This is a genomic window from Aeromonas sp. ANP5, from assembly GCF_963870295.1.
In the GTDB taxonomy this organism is placed as follows: domain Bacteria; phylum Pseudomonadota; class Gammaproteobacteria; order Enterobacterales; family Aeromonadaceae; genus Aeromonas; species Aeromonas veronii.
On the sequence record NZ_CAWMRY010000009.1, the window covers coordinates 121,261 to 137,922 of the forward strand.

Annotated in this window: 15 protein-coding genes; 6 read left to right on the forward strand and 9 right to left on the reverse strand. The window is 58.6% G+C overall.

The window, feature by feature from the left end:
* Positions 1-62 precede the first annotated feature (62 nt).
* Positions 63-467: an 8-oxo-dGTP diphosphatase MutT gene (gene mutT / locus AACT07_RS07715; protein WP_019444787.1), complete on the forward strand. Its 405-nt coding sequence runs from the start codon at positions 63-65 to the stop codon at positions 465-467.
* Between the two features lie 77 nt (positions 468-544).
* Here the strand turns inward: mutT and yacG are convergent, their stop codons facing one another.
* From yacG to AACT07_RS07760, 9 genes are all read right to left on the reverse strand, one after another.
* Positions 545-739 (reverse strand): DNA gyrase inhibitor YacG, encoded by a 195-nt coding sequence (gene yacG, locus AACT07_RS07720; RefSeq protein WP_069527075.1) that lies wholly within the window; start codon positions 737-739, stop codon positions 545-547.
* Positions 740-748: 9 nt separating this feature from the next.
* Positions 749-1,471, reverse strand: a complete 723-nt coding sequence (zapD, locus tag AACT07_RS07725) for a cell division protein ZapD (protein ID WP_005336141.1) — start codon at positions 1,469-1,471, stop codon at positions 749-751.
* 37 nt (positions 1,472-1,508) lie between these two features.
* Entirely contained in the window at positions 1,509-2,123 is a 615-nt protein-coding gene (gene coaE / locus AACT07_RS07730; RefSeq protein ID WP_069527076.1) for a dephospho-CoA kinase, read from the reverse strand.
* Between the two features lie 13 nt (positions 2,124-2,136).
* A complete protein-coding gene (locus AACT07_RS07735; protein ID WP_069527077.1) occupies positions 2,137-3,009 on the reverse strand; it encodes a prepilin peptidase in 873 nt (290 codons plus the stop codon).
* Positions 3,010-3,070: 61 nt separating this feature from the next.
* The gene (locus AACT07_RS07740; RefSeq protein WP_005336136.1) at positions 3,071-4,312 is read right to left on the reverse strand and encodes a type II secretion system F family protein; all 1,242 of its coding nucleotides are present in this window, start codon (positions 4,310-4,312) and stop codon (positions 3,071-3,073) included.
* 239 nt (positions 4,313-4,551) lie between these two features.
* Positions 4,552-6,258, reverse strand: a complete 1,707-nt coding sequence (gene tapB / locus AACT07_RS07745; RefSeq protein ID WP_069527078.1) for a PilB family type IVa pilus assembly ATPase TapB — start codon at positions 6,256-6,258, stop codon at positions 4,552-4,554.
* A 6-nt stretch (positions 6,259-6,264) separates the two neighbouring features.
* Positions 6,265-6,696: a type IVa pilus major pilin TapA gene (gene tapA, locus AACT07_RS07750; RefSeq protein ID WP_083249929.1), complete on the reverse strand. Its 432-nt coding sequence runs from the start codon at positions 6,694-6,696 to the stop codon at positions 6,265-6,267.
* Positions 6,697-7,011: 315 nt separating this feature from the next.
* Positions 7,012-7,875: a carboxylating nicotinate-nucleotide diphosphorylase gene (gene nadC / locus AACT07_RS07755; RefSeq protein WP_069527079.1), complete on the reverse strand. Its 864-nt coding sequence runs from the start codon at positions 7,873-7,875 to the stop codon at positions 7,012-7,014.
* 3 nt (positions 7,876-7,878) lie between these two features.
* Complete coding sequence (locus tag AACT07_RS07760) at positions 7,879-8,349, reverse strand: retropepsin-like aspartic protease family protein (RefSeq protein ID WP_069527080.1); 471 nt, start codon at positions 8,347-8,349, stop codon at positions 7,879-7,881.
* A 130-nt stretch (positions 8,350-8,479) separates the two neighbouring features.
* On the opposite strand from AACT07_RS07760, the gene ampD reads away from it, so the two are divergent.
* From ampD to lpdA, 5 genes are all read left to right on the forward strand, one after another.
* A complete protein-coding gene (ampD, locus tag AACT07_RS07765; protein WP_069527081.1) occupies positions 8,480-9,055 on the forward strand; it encodes a 1,6-anhydro-N-acetylmuramyl-L-alanine amidase AmpD in 576 nt (191 codons plus the stop codon).
* A gap of 278 nt (positions 9,056-9,333) precedes the next feature.
* Positions 9,334-10,098, forward strand: coding sequence for a pyruvate dehydrogenase complex transcriptional repressor PdhR (gene pdhR, locus AACT07_RS07770; protein WP_005336127.1), 765 nt, complete (start codon positions 9,334-9,336; stop codon positions 10,096-10,098).
* Positions 10,099-10,177: 79 nt separating this feature from the next.
* A complete protein-coding gene (aceE, locus tag AACT07_RS07775) occupies positions 10,178-12,838 on the forward strand; it encodes a pyruvate dehydrogenase (acetyl-transferring), homodimeric type (protein ID WP_005355086.1) in 2,661 nt (886 codons plus the stop codon).
* A gap of 119 nt (positions 12,839-12,957) precedes the next feature.
* Positions 12,958-14,829, forward strand: a complete 1,872-nt coding sequence (gene aceF, locus AACT07_RS07780; protein WP_069527082.1) for a pyruvate dehydrogenase complex dihydrolipoyllysine-residue acetyltransferase — start codon at positions 12,958-12,960, stop codon at positions 14,827-14,829.
* A 148-nt stretch (positions 14,830-14,977) separates the two neighbouring features.
* The gene (lpdA, locus tag AACT07_RS07785) at positions 14,978-16,405 is read left to right on the forward strand and encodes a dihydrolipoyl dehydrogenase (RefSeq protein WP_005341659.1); all 1,428 of its coding nucleotides are present in this window, start codon (positions 14,978-14,980) and stop codon (positions 16,403-16,405) included.
* The last annotated feature ends 257 nt before the right edge of the window (positions 16,406-16,662 follow it).

Here is a 16,662-nt window from a genome sequence, read left to right on the forward strand (position 1 = left end):
CATAACAGGCGGGCCAAGTGCCCGCCTTGTTATTGGTGGCAACAAGCGAACAGAGGTAATTGATGGAACAGAAAAAACGGATCTGGGTGGCGGTTGGCGTCATCGAGAATGAACGGGGCGATATCTTCATCGCCCGACGCTCCTCCGATCGCCATCAGGGTGATCGCTGGGAGTTTCCCGGAGGCAAGGTGGAGTCGGGTGAGGATCTGCTCACCGCACTGGATCGGGAGCTGTGGGAAGAGATCGGCATCCGGGTATTGGATTGTGCCCCCTTTATGGAACTGCAGCACGACTACCCCGAGAAGCAGGTATTGCTGGATATCTGGAAGGTGACCCGTTTCAGCGGTGAGCCGTTCGGCAAGGAGGGGCAGGAGTGTCTGTGGGTGCCGGTGGCCGAGCTGCACAACTACCACTTCCCCGATGCCAATGGCCCGATTGTAGCGCGGCTACAGGGTCTGCTGGCGTGAGCCGGTAGCAATCAACAAGCATCAAAAAAGGGCCAATCGGCCCTTTTTTCATGTTGTAGAGGTGCGTGACCAGGGGCTTATAGCCACTGATCGCCCTCTTCCGGCTCCGGCAGCAGATCCGGGTTGATCTCCCCCGGGATCCGCTTCTCTTCATCGGCCCATTCGCCGAGATCGATCAGCTGGCAGCGTTTGCTGCAGAAGGGGCGGAACGGGCTCTGCAGGCCCCATTCCACTTCGCTCTGACAGGTCGGACACTTTACCTTGGTGACCATAAGCCCTCCTTAGCAGCAGGCGAGCTGGAACGGCACGTCGCCAATTGGCTGTTCTGCGGTGGGCAGAAAGCGCAGGGCGAAGCGGTTCTTGTGGCCGCTCAGGGTCGGGTAGCAGAACAGATTGCCCGGCAGCTTGATGCGGATCAGCTCGGCGCTCTCGGCGGTGTCCTGGAAGAAACCGTTGCTGGCAACCTGCTCACTGAAGCTGCCTGATTCACGCCACAGGCGCAGCAGCAGGGTGATGGCATTCATCAGCAGGTTAATGTCACTCAGCCAGCCTTGCATCTGCTGGTGACGTGTGATGGCCGGGGTACCGAGCCAGTGGTGTAGCTGCGGCACATCGAAGGCACACAGACCACCCGGGATGGAGAAGCGCTGGCGGATGGAGCCGAGCAGACGATCCTCTTTCAGGCGGGCACCCGGGCGTGGCGAGTTGAGCAGGTTGCGAGAGAGCTGGCTGCTCTCTTGCTGCATCAGTTTGATCTGCTCCAGATCGACGTCGGGCAGGCTGGCCCAGTGGCTCAGACGCTGGCCGAGACGCTCCAGATCCTTGATGAGGTCGGCGCGCAGGTCACCGCGCTCCAGCAACTCCTGCAGATCGAACAGCCCCTTGAAGAAGGCGATATGTGCCCAGGATTGTTCACTCTCCAGATTGTCGCGGATCTGGGAAAACAGGGACTCCAGACGAAGATAGGTCCGGCTTTTTTCATTGAGGGGGAAATCGTAAATCATGCCTAATCCTGGCCAGCCATAAACCGGCCTAGTGTACTCACACTTGGCGGCCTTGTTGAGAGGCAATTGCCAGATATGTCTCGTGCAGCGCCAAAATCCGCGTTTTAATCGCCATTTCGCTGTCATTGTGGTTTTCGATGACATCATCCGCCGCCGCGAGGCGCTCTGTCCGGCTCGCCTGGGCGGCGATGATGGCCTTGGCCTGCTCGGCCGATACCCCATCCCGACGGCAGGTGCGCTCAATCTGGGTGGCTTCGTCCACATCGATCACCAGTACCCGATTGGCTAGGCCGGTGAGTTTGTTCTCCACCAGCAGCGGTACCACCAGCAGGCAGTAAGGTGAACTGGCCGCGGCGCACTGGCGCAGCATTTCGCTGCGAATCAGCGGGTGGAGCAAAGCATTGAGCCACTCCTTGGCCTGCGGGTCGCTGAAGACCCGCTCGCGCAGGGCGCGACGGTCGAGTTGACCGCTCGGATCAATCACATCAGGGCCAAAATGGTCGGCGATGGCGGCAAGGGCCGGGGTGCCCGGCTCGACCACTTCACGGGCGATCACATCGGCATCCACCACCTCGATACCCAGCGCGGCAAACTGATTGGCGATAGTTGTCTTGCCGCTGCCGATACCACCTGTGATAGCAACTACATACATGGGGGCCTCTTGCTCAAAGCAGGGTAGAGAGATACCAGCGGGTGATGGTATCGCCCCATAGCAGCGCAATCCAGCCCGCGATGGCGAGGTAGGGGCCGAAGGGGATGGGCTTGCCCTGATGATGTTTTTGCAAGGCGATCAGGCTGATGCCGATCACGGCACCGACCAGAGATGAGAGCAGCAGAATTATGGGCAGCGCCTGCCAACCGAGCCAGGCGCCCAGCGCCGCCAGCAGCTTGAAGTCGCCATAGCCCATCCCCTCCTTGCCAGTTAGCAGCTTGAAAGCCCAGTAGAGGCTCCAGAGCACCAGATAGCCCGCCATGGCACCGATCACGGCATCCGCCAGCGGCACGAAGCCACCTGCCAGATTGAACAGCAGCCCGCCCCACAGCAGGGGCAGGGTGAGCTGGTCGGGCAGCAACATCTTGTCGAGATCGATGAAGGTGAGGGAGACCAGCACCCAGGTCAGCAGCAGGGCAGCCAGTGTCCCCCAACCCGGCGTTATGACCATGGCAACGGCCACCGAGAGCAGGGCGGTCAGCAGCTCTACCAGCGGATAGCGGGCCGAGATGGGGGCCTGACAGTCGCGGCAGCGCCCTTTGAGCCAGATCCAGCTCAACAGCGGGATGTTCTCCAGCGCAGTGATGGCGTGGCCACAGTGAGGGCATGCGGAGCGCGGAACCATCAGGTTGTAGCGCTCTGGCGCAGCGGCCTCCTCATCGGGGGCAAAGTAGCCGTGATACTCGGCCTGCCACTCCCGCTCCAGCATGATGGGCAAGCGGTGGATCACTACGTTAAGGAAGCTGCCGATCATCAGGGAGAAAAGAAAAACCAGCGAGAAGTAGAGCCAGGGCAAGCTGTGAGCCAGCTCGAGAAGAAGTGTCATAACCAACCGTCAGTTATTGGATGAGGGGGAGGGCATGGCGGTGGTGCCATGCCCTGATAAATCAGCCTACCACGTCGCCAAGCTTGAAGATGGGCAGGTACATGGCGATAACCATGCCGCCGACCAGCACCCCGAGCACCACCATGATGAGGGGTTCCAGCAGGCTGGTGAGGCCATCGACCAGATCATCCACCTCCTGTTCGAAGATGGTGGCGACCTTGGAGAGCATATCATCGATGGCACCGGACTCCTCACCGATCATCACCATCTGGATCACCATGTCGGGGAAGAGATCGACGGTGCGCATTGCCACGTTGATCTGCATACCGGCCACCACCTCGTTGCGGATGGCCATGACCGCGGTGCGATAGACATAGTTGCCGGAGGCGCCAGCCGCCGAAATCAGCGCATCCACCAGCGGAATACCGGCGGAGAAGGTGGTAGACAGGGTGCGGGCAAAGCGGGCCATCGCCGCCTTGTGCAGGATCATCCCGACCACCGGAATGGTGAGGACGAACTTGTCGGTATTGTCTTTCACCTTCTGGGAGGCCCGCCAGGCTCGCACGTAAAGGAAGATGCCAAGGGCCGTGCCACCAAAGAAGACATACCACCAGTTCTGCATAAAGCGGGAGATGCCGATAACAAACTGGGTGAACACCGGCAGCTCGGCGCCGAAGCTCTTGAAGATATCCTCGAACTGCGGAATGACGAACAGCAGCAGGATGGAGGTGACCACAATGGCGACCAGAATGACCATGGTGGGGTAGAACATCGCCTTCTTGATCTTCGACTTGAGCGCTTCCGACTTTTCCCGATAGGTAGCGATACGGTCGTAGATGGTCTCCAGCGCCCCGGATTGCTCACCGGCTTCCACCAGATCGCAGTAGAGATCATCGAAATAGAGAGGATGGCGACGCAGCGCCTCCGACATGGGGGTGCCAGTCTCCACATCGGCGGCAATCTGCCCCATCAGCTCGCGCATCGAGGCTTTCTCGTGACTGCGGGCGATGATCTGCAGGCTCTGCACCAGTGGTACGCCGGCGGAGAGCATGGTGGTGATCTGACGGGAGACGATGGCGATATCCATCGGCTTGATCTTGGCGCCGCCCTTGGAGAAGAGCCCCTGGGATTTTTTGGCCACCTTGGTGACGTTGACCCCCTGCTTGCGCAGTTCGGTCTTGACGGTGTTGATGCTGTCGGCCTGCAGCTCGCCGGAGACCTTCTGCCCCTTGCGGTTTACCCCGTGCCAGCGGAAGGCGAAGACTTTCTTGGGGGCATTGTTCTTTTTCGTTAGGGTTGCCATCTTTGCATCCTGCAATGGGGTTGGTTGTCAGAGTCGGACTCCGCACGTCACCAACCTGGTCAAGGTGCCCGACTGGCTTGATGCCTGCGGGGTACTGATAGGGTGGGTGGTACCTTCTTGGCGCCAGCCCGGTCACTTTAATACCTGATTATTCTGTCGCTCGGGTTGTCATCCATAGCGAGTTTGTGGGTGAATGATGCTTTGTGCCAACCAAACCTGCGGGTCGTTCCGCACGTGGATCAGTTGGTGGTGACCCGGTTGACTTCGGCCAGACTGGTGACCCCGAGCCGGGCCTTCTCCAGTCCCGAGGTGCGCAGGGTGCGCATTCCTTCCTTCTGCGCGATAGCGGCGATTTGCAGGGAGTTGGCCCCTTGCATGATCAATTTGGCGATGTTCTCCGACATCAGCATGATTTCGTAGATGCCGACCCGCCCCTTGTAGCCGCCGGAACACTCCTTGCAGCCGACCGGTTTGAACAGTCGAAGCCCTGCCGCCAACTGCTGCGGCGTAAAGCCCAGCTCCAGCAGTTCTGCTTCCGGCACCACTTCCGGCGCTTTGCAGTGGTCGCACAGTTTACGGGCCAACCGCTGGGCCATGATCAGGGTGACCGAGGAGGCGATGTTGAAGGCCGGAACCCCCATGTTCATCATCCGGGTCAGGGTCTCGGCGGCGGAGTTGGTATGCAGGGTGGAGAGCACCAGGTGACCGGTCTGCGCCGCCTTGATAGCGATCTCGGCGGTTTCGAGATCGCGAATTTCACCCACCATCACCACATCCGGATCTTGCCGCAAGAAGGAGCGCAGGGCGCTGGCGAAGGTGAGCCCCGCCTTGGGGTTGACCTGCACCTGGTTGACGCCGGGCAGGTTGATCTCCACCGGATCTTCGGCGGTAGAGATATTGACCTCGGTGGTGTTGAGAATATTGAGGCCGGTATAGAGCGAGACCGTTTTACCCGAGCCGGTGGGGCCGGTCACCAGGATCATTCCCTGTGGCTTGGAGAGGGCGCGCAGGTACTGCGCCTTCTGCCGGTCATCAAAGCCGAGTTGCTCGATATTAAGGCGTGCCGCCGAGGAGTCGAGCAGACGGATAACGATCTTCTCCCCCCACATGGTGGGCAGGGTGTTGACCCGCATATCCATTGACTTGTTGCGCGACAGCTTCAGCTTGATGCGGCCATCCTGCGGTAGCCGCCGTTCGGCAATATCGAGTCGTGCCATGACCTTGAGGCGAGCGGAGAAGCGGTTGGAGAGGTTAACCGGCGGGGTGGCAATTTCATGCAGAATGCCGTCGATGCGAAAGCGTACCCGATACTTGAACTCATAGGGCTCAAAGTGCAGGTCTGAGGCGCCGCGCTTGATTGCATCCATCAGGATCTTGTTGATGTACTTGACGATGGGAGCATCGTCATCGGCGGTATTGACACTCTCGTCCAGCCGGCTGTTCTCGTCAGAGACCTCGAGATCCGAAATATCGGACTCGTCGATATCCTCCATGCCGAGGGCGTCATTTTCGCTCTCCAGCAGCTTGCCAATGGCGGCGGTGAGCTTGTTCTCCTCCACCAGCAGCGCCTCGGTATGAAGACCGAAGCTGAAGCCAAAGTCCTCCAACGCCGAGACATTGGTCGGATCCGACATGGCGATATAGAGGGTGTGGCCCTGGGTGTAGATGGGCAGGACGTGGTGTTTCTCAATCAGCTTCTGATTGAGGTACTTCTGCGGGATCTCGGCCAAGTCGAAGGCGGCAAGATCCAGCAGAGGTACCCCATACTCTAGCTCGCAAAAATCGGCGAGCGCCTTGCTGTCGAGGATCTCGTTCTCTATCAGAAATGTCACAAAAGGTTTGCGCTGGGCCTTGGCTTGGCTCAGATAGCGCTGGGAGTCCTCTTCACTGATCAATGAAGAGGCGGCCAGGCTTAACGCCAGGCCGCTATTAGGGCTAGAAGTCATGCTAAATTAGCAAACACCATCTGCAATACAGGAGCTGACTGCACCTGATGCATTATTACTCCAAATGATTTTGTTGTTTGTTAGGGTTGGAGTAAGTATGTATGTTTGCCCTTTCAAACCATTTACTGGCGCATTAGTCGCACCAACTGCTGTCGCTGTAATAACTCCATCTGTAGTGGTCAAAGAGGCTACGTTTCCAGTATTCGTTATGTTAGCTGGTACGCCATTTGATCCGCCGCTACATCCAGTTAATGTGGACAAATTGTTGTAACAGAGTTCGACTGATGCTTTTGCTGCCCCTGTGGCTGCAACCACCTCAGTAAACTTGGCTTTGGCGGTGTAGTTCTGATACGCCGGCAGTGCGACTGCAGCCAGAATGGCCACGATCGCGACCACGATCATCAGTTCAATAAGGGTAAAACCCGATTGTTTCTTCATTTGAAATATCCTTTTATCCTTGGTTCCTGGGAAGTGTCGGTAGAAAACCATCCGAACGTCAGTATCTTATCCGAGCTGTCAGGGGTGGCAACAGAGATTGCTGCCTTTGTTAACCACTTTCATGTCATTTACCAAAAACTTGATGCGAGTCATAAAATAAGTGGCTTCTTATGACTCTTTGTTACGGGTGAAAGCGGGTCCGTCATTACACTCCTTTGCTGAGGGATCCTGCATAAAGAAAAGGCGCCTATGGCGCCTTTTGCAAGTTGTTTATCCGGTTAGGTCGAGTATTTGCTCAGGCCTGCGGGGTGAATCTCACTGCTGGATAAAGCGCATGGAGAGATCGAGCGCCCGTACATGCTTGGTCAGCGCCCCGACCGAGATAAAATCGACGCCGGTGGCGGCAAACTCGGCCAGGGTATCCAGCGTCACATTGCCCGAGACCTCCAGCTTGGCGCGGCCCTGATTGATGGCGACTGCTTCCCGCATCATGGTCACGTCGAAGTTGTCCAGCATCACGATATCGGCGTGTGCCGCCAGCGCCTGTTCCAGCTCTGCCAGCGTTTCGACTTCTACCTCTACCGGTTTGCCCGGATTGAGATGACGAGCCTCATTAATCGCCTCGGCAATACCGCCACAGGCGAGGATATGGTTCTCTTTGATGAGATAGGCGTCGTAGAGGCCGATGCGGTGATTCTTGCCACCACCGCAGGTAACCGCGTACTTCTGGGCGGTGCGAAGCCCGGGGATGGTCTTGCGGGTGTCGAGCAGACGGCAATCAGTACCCTCCAGCTCTGCCACATAGCGAGCAGTGAGGGTGGCGACGCCGGAGAGGGTCTGGACAAAGTTCAGGGCATTGCGCTCGCCGGTCAGCAGCAGGCGGGCAGGGCCGTGGAGGCGAAACAGCTCCTGATTGGGGGAGAGCACTTCGCCATCCTGCACCTTCCACTCCACCTTCACGTCGCCGCCGAGTTGTACGAACACTTCATCCACCCAGGGTTGGCCGCAGAATACGCCTGCTTCACGGGTGATGACCCGGGCGCTGGCCATCCGGTCGGCCGGGATCAGCTGTGCGGTGATATCGGCGCTGGCGTCCGGTTGGTCCAGCGTGGTGAGGGCATCGCCCAGATCTTCGAGTAGTGCGGCGCGCACGGCGCGGCTGACATCCTGTTGAAACATGCCTTATTCCTGCAAGGGTCTGAGCAGCAGTTGCCGCTCCTTTTGAACCAGCTCCAGCCGACCGAGGGCGTTCATGCCAACCAGCACTTCGTCACCGTCTGCCGCCGGATTGATAAAGATGGCCAGATCGTACAAGGTCAATGGCCCCATCGCCAGCGTTTCGATGGTGCCGTTGCCGACCCGGATCTGCCCCGCAGCGGTATTGACCTGGCTGCTGCCATAAGCGGTCAGGCCGAGCCGCTCGGCAACCTGCTGCGGGATGGTGATACGGGTGGCGCCGGTATCGAGCAGTAGTTGCACCGGCTGACCGTTGATGGCACCCTCCAGACGATAGTGGCCGCTCTGGTCGGCTCGCAGCAACAGCTCGCCGCTGGCGGTGACGCTTGGTTGGTTGCGGGAGTGAAAATAGAGGGTCAGCAGGCCCATCAAAGAGAGCCAGGCCAGTAACCACATCCAGCGTGCCATGTGCTGCATACCCCATCCATATCGAGCGGAAGATGACTCAGCCTAACATACCATTTCCCTTTGATTCAGTGAGTTGGTGTCGGGTTGCCTATCAGGTATCTTCGTTTTCTCGCCATTTATCAGCCAATTCGAGTAGCCGATGACTCAACTCCCTTCGCAACCTTGTTTCTCTATCGATGCCGCTGGCTGGTGCCAGCAGGCGCGCCGGGTGCCTTCTCCCCATCACAACGAACGGGCCGCGCCGGACGATATCTCCCTGCTGGTGGTGCATGGCATCAGCCTGCCGCCGGGGGAGTTTGGTGGCCCCTTTATCGACGATCTCTTTATGGGGCGACTCGACCCCGAGGCTCACCCCTATTTTGCCGGTATCCATCAGCTGCGAGTCTCGGCCCACTGCCTGATCCGCCGTGATGGCGAGCTGGTGCAGTATGTGCCGTTCGGCGCGCGCGCCTGGCATGCAGGTGTCTCGAGCTGGCAGGGGAGGGAGGCATGTAATGACTTCTCCATCGGCATCGAGCTGGAAGGGACTGACGAAACCCCCTATACCGAGGCTCAATACCGGGCGCTGGCGGGGCTCACCCGAGCCATCTCGGAGCGCTATCCGGCGATTACCCACGAAAAAATTGTCGGCCATTGCGATATCGCACCAGGACGCAAGACGGATCCCGGAGCCAGTTTCCAGTGGGATTACTACCGTCAGTTACTAAACAGCTAAAGCAAATATTCAAATTTAGTTTGGATTTTAAAATCAATGGCTTGCCTATCTGGCAGGCCATTTTTGTCTCTGGTTGCGCAAATGTTATTTGTGAGCGCGGTCAAGAATATTGGTCAGACCATTTTCTATGAGTTAAATCATGTTTCCCCTGCTTTACCTCTTAAGTGGTGGGGCTGATTCTTGACTCAGATCATCTTTTGAGTGGACTTTTCAAAAGGCCTCTGCTAATTTTCGCCCCATCCATAAAATTGGTAATACCAATTTAACAAAGTAGCCTCATGCCCTATCGCAAGATTACGCAACCCAAGTTGGCCGACTCCATTGTCGCCGAGCTGGAACAGATGATTCTGGAAGGCAGCCTGCAGCCGGGGCAGAAATTGCCTCCCGAGCGGGAACTCGCCATCCAGTTTCAGGTATCGCGCCCCTCCTTGCGCGAAGCCATCCAGCGACTGGAAGCGCGCGGATTGCTTTATCGCCGTCAGGGCGGCGGCACTTATGTGCAGAATGCCCTGAGCAAGGGGATCGCCGATCCTCTGTTCGAACTGCTCAGTACCCACCCGGAAGCCCAGTATGACTTGCTGGAGTTTCGCCACGCGCTGGAAGGCATCTGTGCCTACTACGCGGCGTTGCGGGGAACCGGGTCTGATTTCGAGCGCATTCGTCAGGTGCAAACCACCATCGAAGAGGCGGGCCAGCTGGGCTCGCTGGTGGCCGAATCGGCAGCCGTGACCCAGTTCTATCTGGCGGTGGCCGAGGCGTCCCACAACGTGGTGCTGCTGCACCTGCTGCGGGCCATGAGCCCGATGCTCGAACAGAACATTCTGCAGAATAACGAGATTTTGAATCGCCGCCCGGGAGTGGTAGCCAAGATACGTCGCCATCGCGCGAATCTGATCGAGGCTATTCTTTCGGGGGCTCCGGAGCGGGCCAGAACAGCTTGTCATGAGCATCTGGCCTTTATCGAGGACACCTTGTTGGATATGCAGAGGGAAGACAGCCGGATCCAGCGATCCATGCGTCGGATCCGTCAGCAGGAAAACTAATCCCACAAGGCTTTATTGTCGAATGCTTGCGCCCTTCGCCGTGCAATGCCGTGCAATCACAACAACATAGGAACCAGCCATGTCTGATATCCTGAAGAACGATGTGGACCCGATAGAAACGCTGGAGTGGCTTGCCTCTCTGGAATCCCTGCTGCGTGAAGAGGGTCCGCAACGCGCTCAGTTCATCCTTGAACAGTTGGCCGAGAAAGCCCGCGTAAGCGGTGTGGACGTGGCTGCCAAGGCAAATCGCGATTACATCAACACCATCCCGTCCAGCGACGAGCCGGACTACCCGGGTGACCTGGAGATGGAACGCCGCATTCGCGCCATCATCCGCTGGAACGCCATGATGATCGTGCTGCGCGCGTCCAAGAAAGACCTGGACCTGGGTGGTCACATGTCTTCCTTCGCTTCTTCTGCGACCATCTATGATGTCTGCTTCAACCACTTCTTCCGTGCTCGCAACGAGAAGGATGGTGGCGATCTGGTTTACTTCCAGGGTCATATCTCCCCGGGCATCTATGCTCGCGCCTTTGCTGAAGGTCGTCTGACCGAAGAGCAGCTGGACAACTTCCGTCAGGAAGTGGATGGCAAGGGTATCCCTTCCTATCCGCACCCGAAACTGATGCCGGACTTCTGGCAGTTCCCGACCGTCTCCATGGGTCTGGGCCCCATCGCCGCCATCTATCAGGCTCGCTTCCTGAAGTACCTGACCGACCGTGGTATCAAAGATTGCTCCGAGCAGACCGTTTACGCCTTCCTGGGTGACGGCGAGATGGACGAGCCGGAAGCCAAGGGTGCCCTGACCGTTGCCGTGCGTGAAAAGCTCGACAACCTGGTGTTCGTGGTCAACTGCAACCTGCAGCGTCTGGATGGTCCGGTTGTCGGTAACGGCAAGGTCATCAACGAGCTGGAAGGCCTGTTCGCCGGCGCCGGTTGGGACGTGACCAAGGTGATCTGGGGTCGCAAGTGGGATGAGCTGCTGAAGAAAGACACTTCCGGCAAGCTGATCCAGCTGATGAACGAGACCGTGGACGGTGACTACCAGACCATGAAGTCCCGCGACGGTGGCTACATCCGCGAGCACTTCTTCAACCGTTATCCGGAAACTGCCGCGCTGGTCAAAGACATGACCGACGAGGAGATCTTCGCCCTGAACCGCGGTGGTCACGATCCTCGCAAACTGTTCGCCGCATTCAACAAGGCGACCCAGACCAAGGGCAAGCCGACCGTTATTCTGGCCAAGACCATCAAGGGTTACGGCATGGGTGAAGCGGCCGAAGGCAAGAACATCGCTCACCAGGTCAAGAAGATGGAGCTGGACTCCGTGCGTCACCTGCGTGACCGCTTCAACCTGCCGGTGGCCGACGAGCAGCTGGCCGATCTGCCGTACCTGAAGATCGAAGCCGGTTCTGCTGAGCACAAATACCTGCACGACCGTCGCACCGCCCTGAAAGGCTATGTGCCGACCCGTCTGCGCGAAAGTACCACCAAGCTGGAAATCCCGGCACTGGATGCCTTCGGTCCGCTGCTGGGTGAGCAGGCGCGCGAAATCTCCACCACCATGGCGTTCGTGCGTTCCCTGAACGTGATGCTGAAAGACAAGTCCATCGGCAAGCGCATCGTTCCGATCCTGGCTGACGAAGCCCGTACCTTCGGTATGGAAGGCCTGTTCCGCCAGATCGGTATCTACAGCCCGCACGGTCAGCAGTACACCCCGCAAGACCGCGACATCGTCTCCTACTACAAGGAAGACAAGCAGGGTCAGGTTCTGCAAGACGGTATCAACGAGCTGGGCGCCATGTCCTCCTGGCTGGCTGCTGCGACCTCTTACAGCACCAACGATTGCCCGATGATCCCGTTCTACATCTACTACTCCATGTTCGGCTTCCAGCGGATCGGCGACATGGCGTGGGCAGCCGGTGACCAGCAAGCCCGTGGCTTCCTGCTGGGTGCGACCTCCGGTCGTACTACCCTGAACGGCGAAGGTTTGCAGCACGAAGATGGTCACAGCCACATCCTGGCGAACACCATCCCGAACTGCATCTCCTACGACCCGTCCTACGCCTATGAAGTGGCGGTGATCGTACAGGACGGCCTGCGCCGCATGTACGGTGAGAACCCGGAGAACGTGTTCTACTACATCACCACCCTGAACGAGAACTACGCTATGCCGGCCATGCCGGAAGGCGCCGAGGAAGGCATCCGCAAGGGTATCTACAAGCTGGAATCCGTCGCCGGTGCCAAGGCGAAAGTTCAGCTGCTCGGTTGTGGTTCCATCCTGGGTCACGTGCGCAAGGCTGCCCAGATCCTGGCCAGCGAGTACGGCATCGGTTCCGATGTGTTCAGCGTCACCTCCTTCAACGAGCTGGCCCGTGACGGTCAGGACGCGGATCGCTGGAACATGCTGCACCCGACTGCCGAAGCTCGCGTACCGTACATCGCTCAGGTACTGGGTTCCGAAGCCACCATCGCTGCGACCGACTACATGAAGTCCTTCGCCGATCAGGTTCGCGCCTTCGTTCCGACCGAGAACTACCGCGTGCTGGGTACCGACGGTTACGGCCGTTCCGACAGCCGTGCCAACCTGCGTCGTCACTTCGAAGTGAACGAGTTCTACGTGGTGGTTGCTGCTCTGACCGAACTGGCCAAGCGCGGCGAGGTAGACAAGCAGGTTGTGGCCGACGCCATCGCCAAGTACGGCATCGATGCCGACAAGGTCAACCCGCTGTACGCGTAAGTTGATCAAGGGGCGCGCCGTCATACGGCGCGACCCTGCCAGGATTTAAAACGGTTAACGCGAGATGTGCGTGGCGGCATCAGCCAGCCACGCGGATCGACGCAAGAGGATAAAGCACAATGTCCAAACAGATTATGGTGCCGGATATCGGCGCCGATGAAGTTGAAGTCACCGAGATCATGGTGGCCGTGGGTGACAAGGTCGAGCTGGACCAGTCCATCATCGCGGTAGAAGGCGACAAGGCCTCCATGGAAGTACCGGCTCCGTCTGCCGGTATCGTTAAAGAGATCCTGATCAAGGTGGGCGACAAGGTTGCCACCGGTTCCCAGATCATGATCTTCGAAGCCGAAGGCGCTGCCGCCCCTGCGGAAGTCGCTGCACCGGTTGCTGCTGCTCCGGCCGCCGCACCTGCCGCTGCCGTGCGCAAAGATGTGCACGTACCGGACATCGGCGACGACGAAGTGGACGTGACTGAAATCATGGTTGCCGTGGGCGACATGGTAGAAGCTGACCAGTCCATCATCGCCGTGGAAGGTGACAAGGCCTCCATGGAAGTACCGGCACCGTTCGCAGGCCGCGTGGTCGAGATCAAGGTTGCCGCTGGCGCCAAGGTCTCTACCGGCTCTCTGGTGATGGTATTTGAAGTGGCTGGCGCTGCGCCTGCTGCCGTTGCTGCTCCGGCTCAAGCTGCCCCGGCTGCCGCTGCTGCCAAAGAGGTCAACGTACCGGATATCGGTGGCGACGAAGTGGAAGTCACCGAGATCATGGTTGCCGTGGGTGACAAGGTTGAAGCCGACCAGTCCCTGATCGCCGTGGAAGGTGACAAGGCCTCCATGGAAGTGCCTGCGCCGTTCGCCGGTGTGGTCAAAGAGATCAAGGTGAAGGCGGGTGACAAGGTCTCCACCGGTTCCCTGATCATGGTATTCGAAGTGGCTGGCGCTGCTCCTGCTGCCGCGCCGGTTGCTCAAGCTGCCGCTCCGGTCGCAACAGCCCCTGTTGCCGCTGCTCCGGCTCCGGTTGCCCAGGCCACTGCCGCTGCGACCGATTTTGTTGCCAACGACGCCTACGTGCACGCTTCTCCGGCGGTACGCCGTCTGGCGCGCGAGTTCGGTGTCAACCTGGCCAAGGTGAGGGCCTCCGGTCGCAAGGGCCGCATCGTCAAAGAAGACGTGCAAGCCTACGTGAAGGATGCCATCAAGCGTGCCGAGTCCGCTCCTGCCTCTGCCGGCGTAGCCGGTGGTAACGGTCTGGGCGTACTGCCGTGGCCGAAGGTAGACTTCAGCAAGTTCGGTGATGTGGAAGAGGTCGAGCTGACCCGCATCCAGAAGATCTCCGGTCCGAACCTGCACCGCAACTGGGTCATGATCCCTCATGTCACCCAGTTCGACGAAGCCGATACCACCGAGCTGGAAGCGTTCCGCAAAGAGCAGAACGCGATGCTCGAGAAGCAGAAGGCAGACGTGAAGATCACCCCGCTGGTGTTCATCCTGAAAGCCGCCGCCAAGGCGCTGGAAGCTCACCCGCGCTTCTGCAGCTCCCTGTCCGAAGATGGCAGCAAGCTGATCATGAAGAAGTACATCCACATCGGTGTGGCGGTAGATACCCCCAACGGTCTGGTTGTGCCCGTGGTGCGTGATGTTAACAAGAAGGGCATCATGGAGCTGTCTCGCGATCTGGCCGAGATCTCCAAGAAGGCCCGTGCCGGCAAGCTGACCGCTGCCGACATGCAGGGCGGTTGCTTCACCATCTCCAGCCTGGGTGGCATCGGCGGTACCAGCTTTACCCCGATCGTCAACGCGCCGGAAGTGGCCATCCTCGGTGTCTCCAAGTCCGAGATGAAGCCGAAGTGGAACGGCAAAGAGTTTGCGCCGCGCCTGATGCTGCCGCTGGCTCTGAGCTACGACCACCGCGTGATCGATGGTGCCGATGGGGCTCGCTTCATCACCACCATGAACGGCGTGCTGTCCGACATTCGTCGACTGGTCCTGTAAGTGAGAGGGCGGGCCCAGAGCCTGCCCTTTTTACTTCTCATTTCATTAACATGATCGTAAACTTGCCCCGTTTTTTTCACGGCTGCAGCCACCCGTTTCGGTATAAGACTGCGCTGTCCGGGGATATAAGAACGACAAAGAGGTCATGATGAGTAAAGAAATCAAAACCCAGGTCGTAGTACTGGGTGCTGGCCCTGCCGGTTATTCCGCTGCTTTCCGTGCAGCCGATCTGGGTCTGGATACTATTATCGTCGAGCGTTACTCCACCCTGGGTGGCGTCTGCCTGAACGTGGGCTGCATCCCCTCCAAGGCGCTGCTGCACGTTGCCAAAGTGATTGAAGAAGCCAAGGCGCTGGCCGAGCACGGCATCGTCTTCGGTGCACCGCAGACCGACATCGACAAGATCCGTCTGTGGAAAGAGAAGGTTATCAACCAGCTGACCGGCGGTCTGGCTGGCATGGCCAAGATGCGTAAAGTTCAGGTTGTTAACGGCTTGGGTAAATTTACCGGCCCGAACACGCTCGAAGTGACCGGGGAAGACGGCAAGACTACCGTGACCTTCGACAACGCCATCATCGCGGCCGGTTCCCGTCCGGTGAAGCTGCCGTTCATCCCCCACGATGACCCGCGCGTATGGGACTCTACCGATGCACTTGAGCTGAAAACCGTTCCCGGCAAACTGCTGGTTATCGGTGGCGGCATCATCGGTCTGGAGATGGGTACCGTTTACTCCTCTCTGGGTTCCGAGATCGACGTGGTGGAATTTGCCGACCAGCTGGTTCCGGCTGCCGACAAAGACATCGTCAAGATCTACACCAAGCGCGTCGCCAAGAAATTCAACATCATGCTGGAGACCAAGGTCACCGCAGTTGAAGCGCGCGAAGACGGCCTGTACGTCTCCTACGAAGGCAAGCACGCCCCGGCCGAGCCGGTTCGTTACGACAACGTGCTGGTTGCCGTAGGCCGTGTGCCGAACGGCAAGATGCTGGATGCCGAGAAAGCTGGCGTTGCCGTGACCGAGCGCGGTTTCATCGAGGTGGACAAGCAGCTGCGTACCAACGTGGCGCACATCCACGCCATCGGTGACATCGTGGGTCAGCCGATGCTGGCGCACAAAGGTGTTCACGAAGGTCACGTTGCCGCCGAAGTGATCGCCGGCAAGAAGCACTACTTCGACCCGAAAGTGATCCCGTCCATCGCCTACACCGAGCCAGAGATGGCATGGGTTGGTCTGACCGAGAAGGAAGCCAAGCAACAGGGCCTGAACTTCGAAGTCGCCACCTTCCCGTGGGCTGCTTCCGGCCGCGCCATTGCGTCCGACTGCTCCGACGGCATGACCAAGCTGATCTTCGACAAGGAGAGCGGCCGCGTCATCGGTGGTGCCATCGTCGGTACCAACGGTGGTGAACTGCTGGGTGAAATCGGTCTGGCCATCGAGATGGGTGCCGACGCCGAAGATATCGCGCTGACCATCCACGCTCACCCGACTCTGCACGAGTCCGTGGGTCTGGCTGCCGAAGTGTTCGAAGGCTCCATCACCGACCTGCCGAACGCCAAGGCCAAGAAGAAAAAGTAATTTTCTTCCCCGCTTGTCTAAAAAGCCGCTCGAATGAGCTAATGCCAGTCAGTTAAGCACTTTTATGACTAAATATTCGAGATATTGAATATCAAAAGTAGCTCCATGATTAAAGAGTCAATTTGACTCCAACCCTTGCCCTGACTGGCATGCAATAATAAAGAGGGAGGCATCATGCCTCCCTCACTCGTTAGCCCTTATACCCCGCGGGTTGGGACTCAAATTCTCTTAACTGACTTGCATTAGCTCGAATGAGC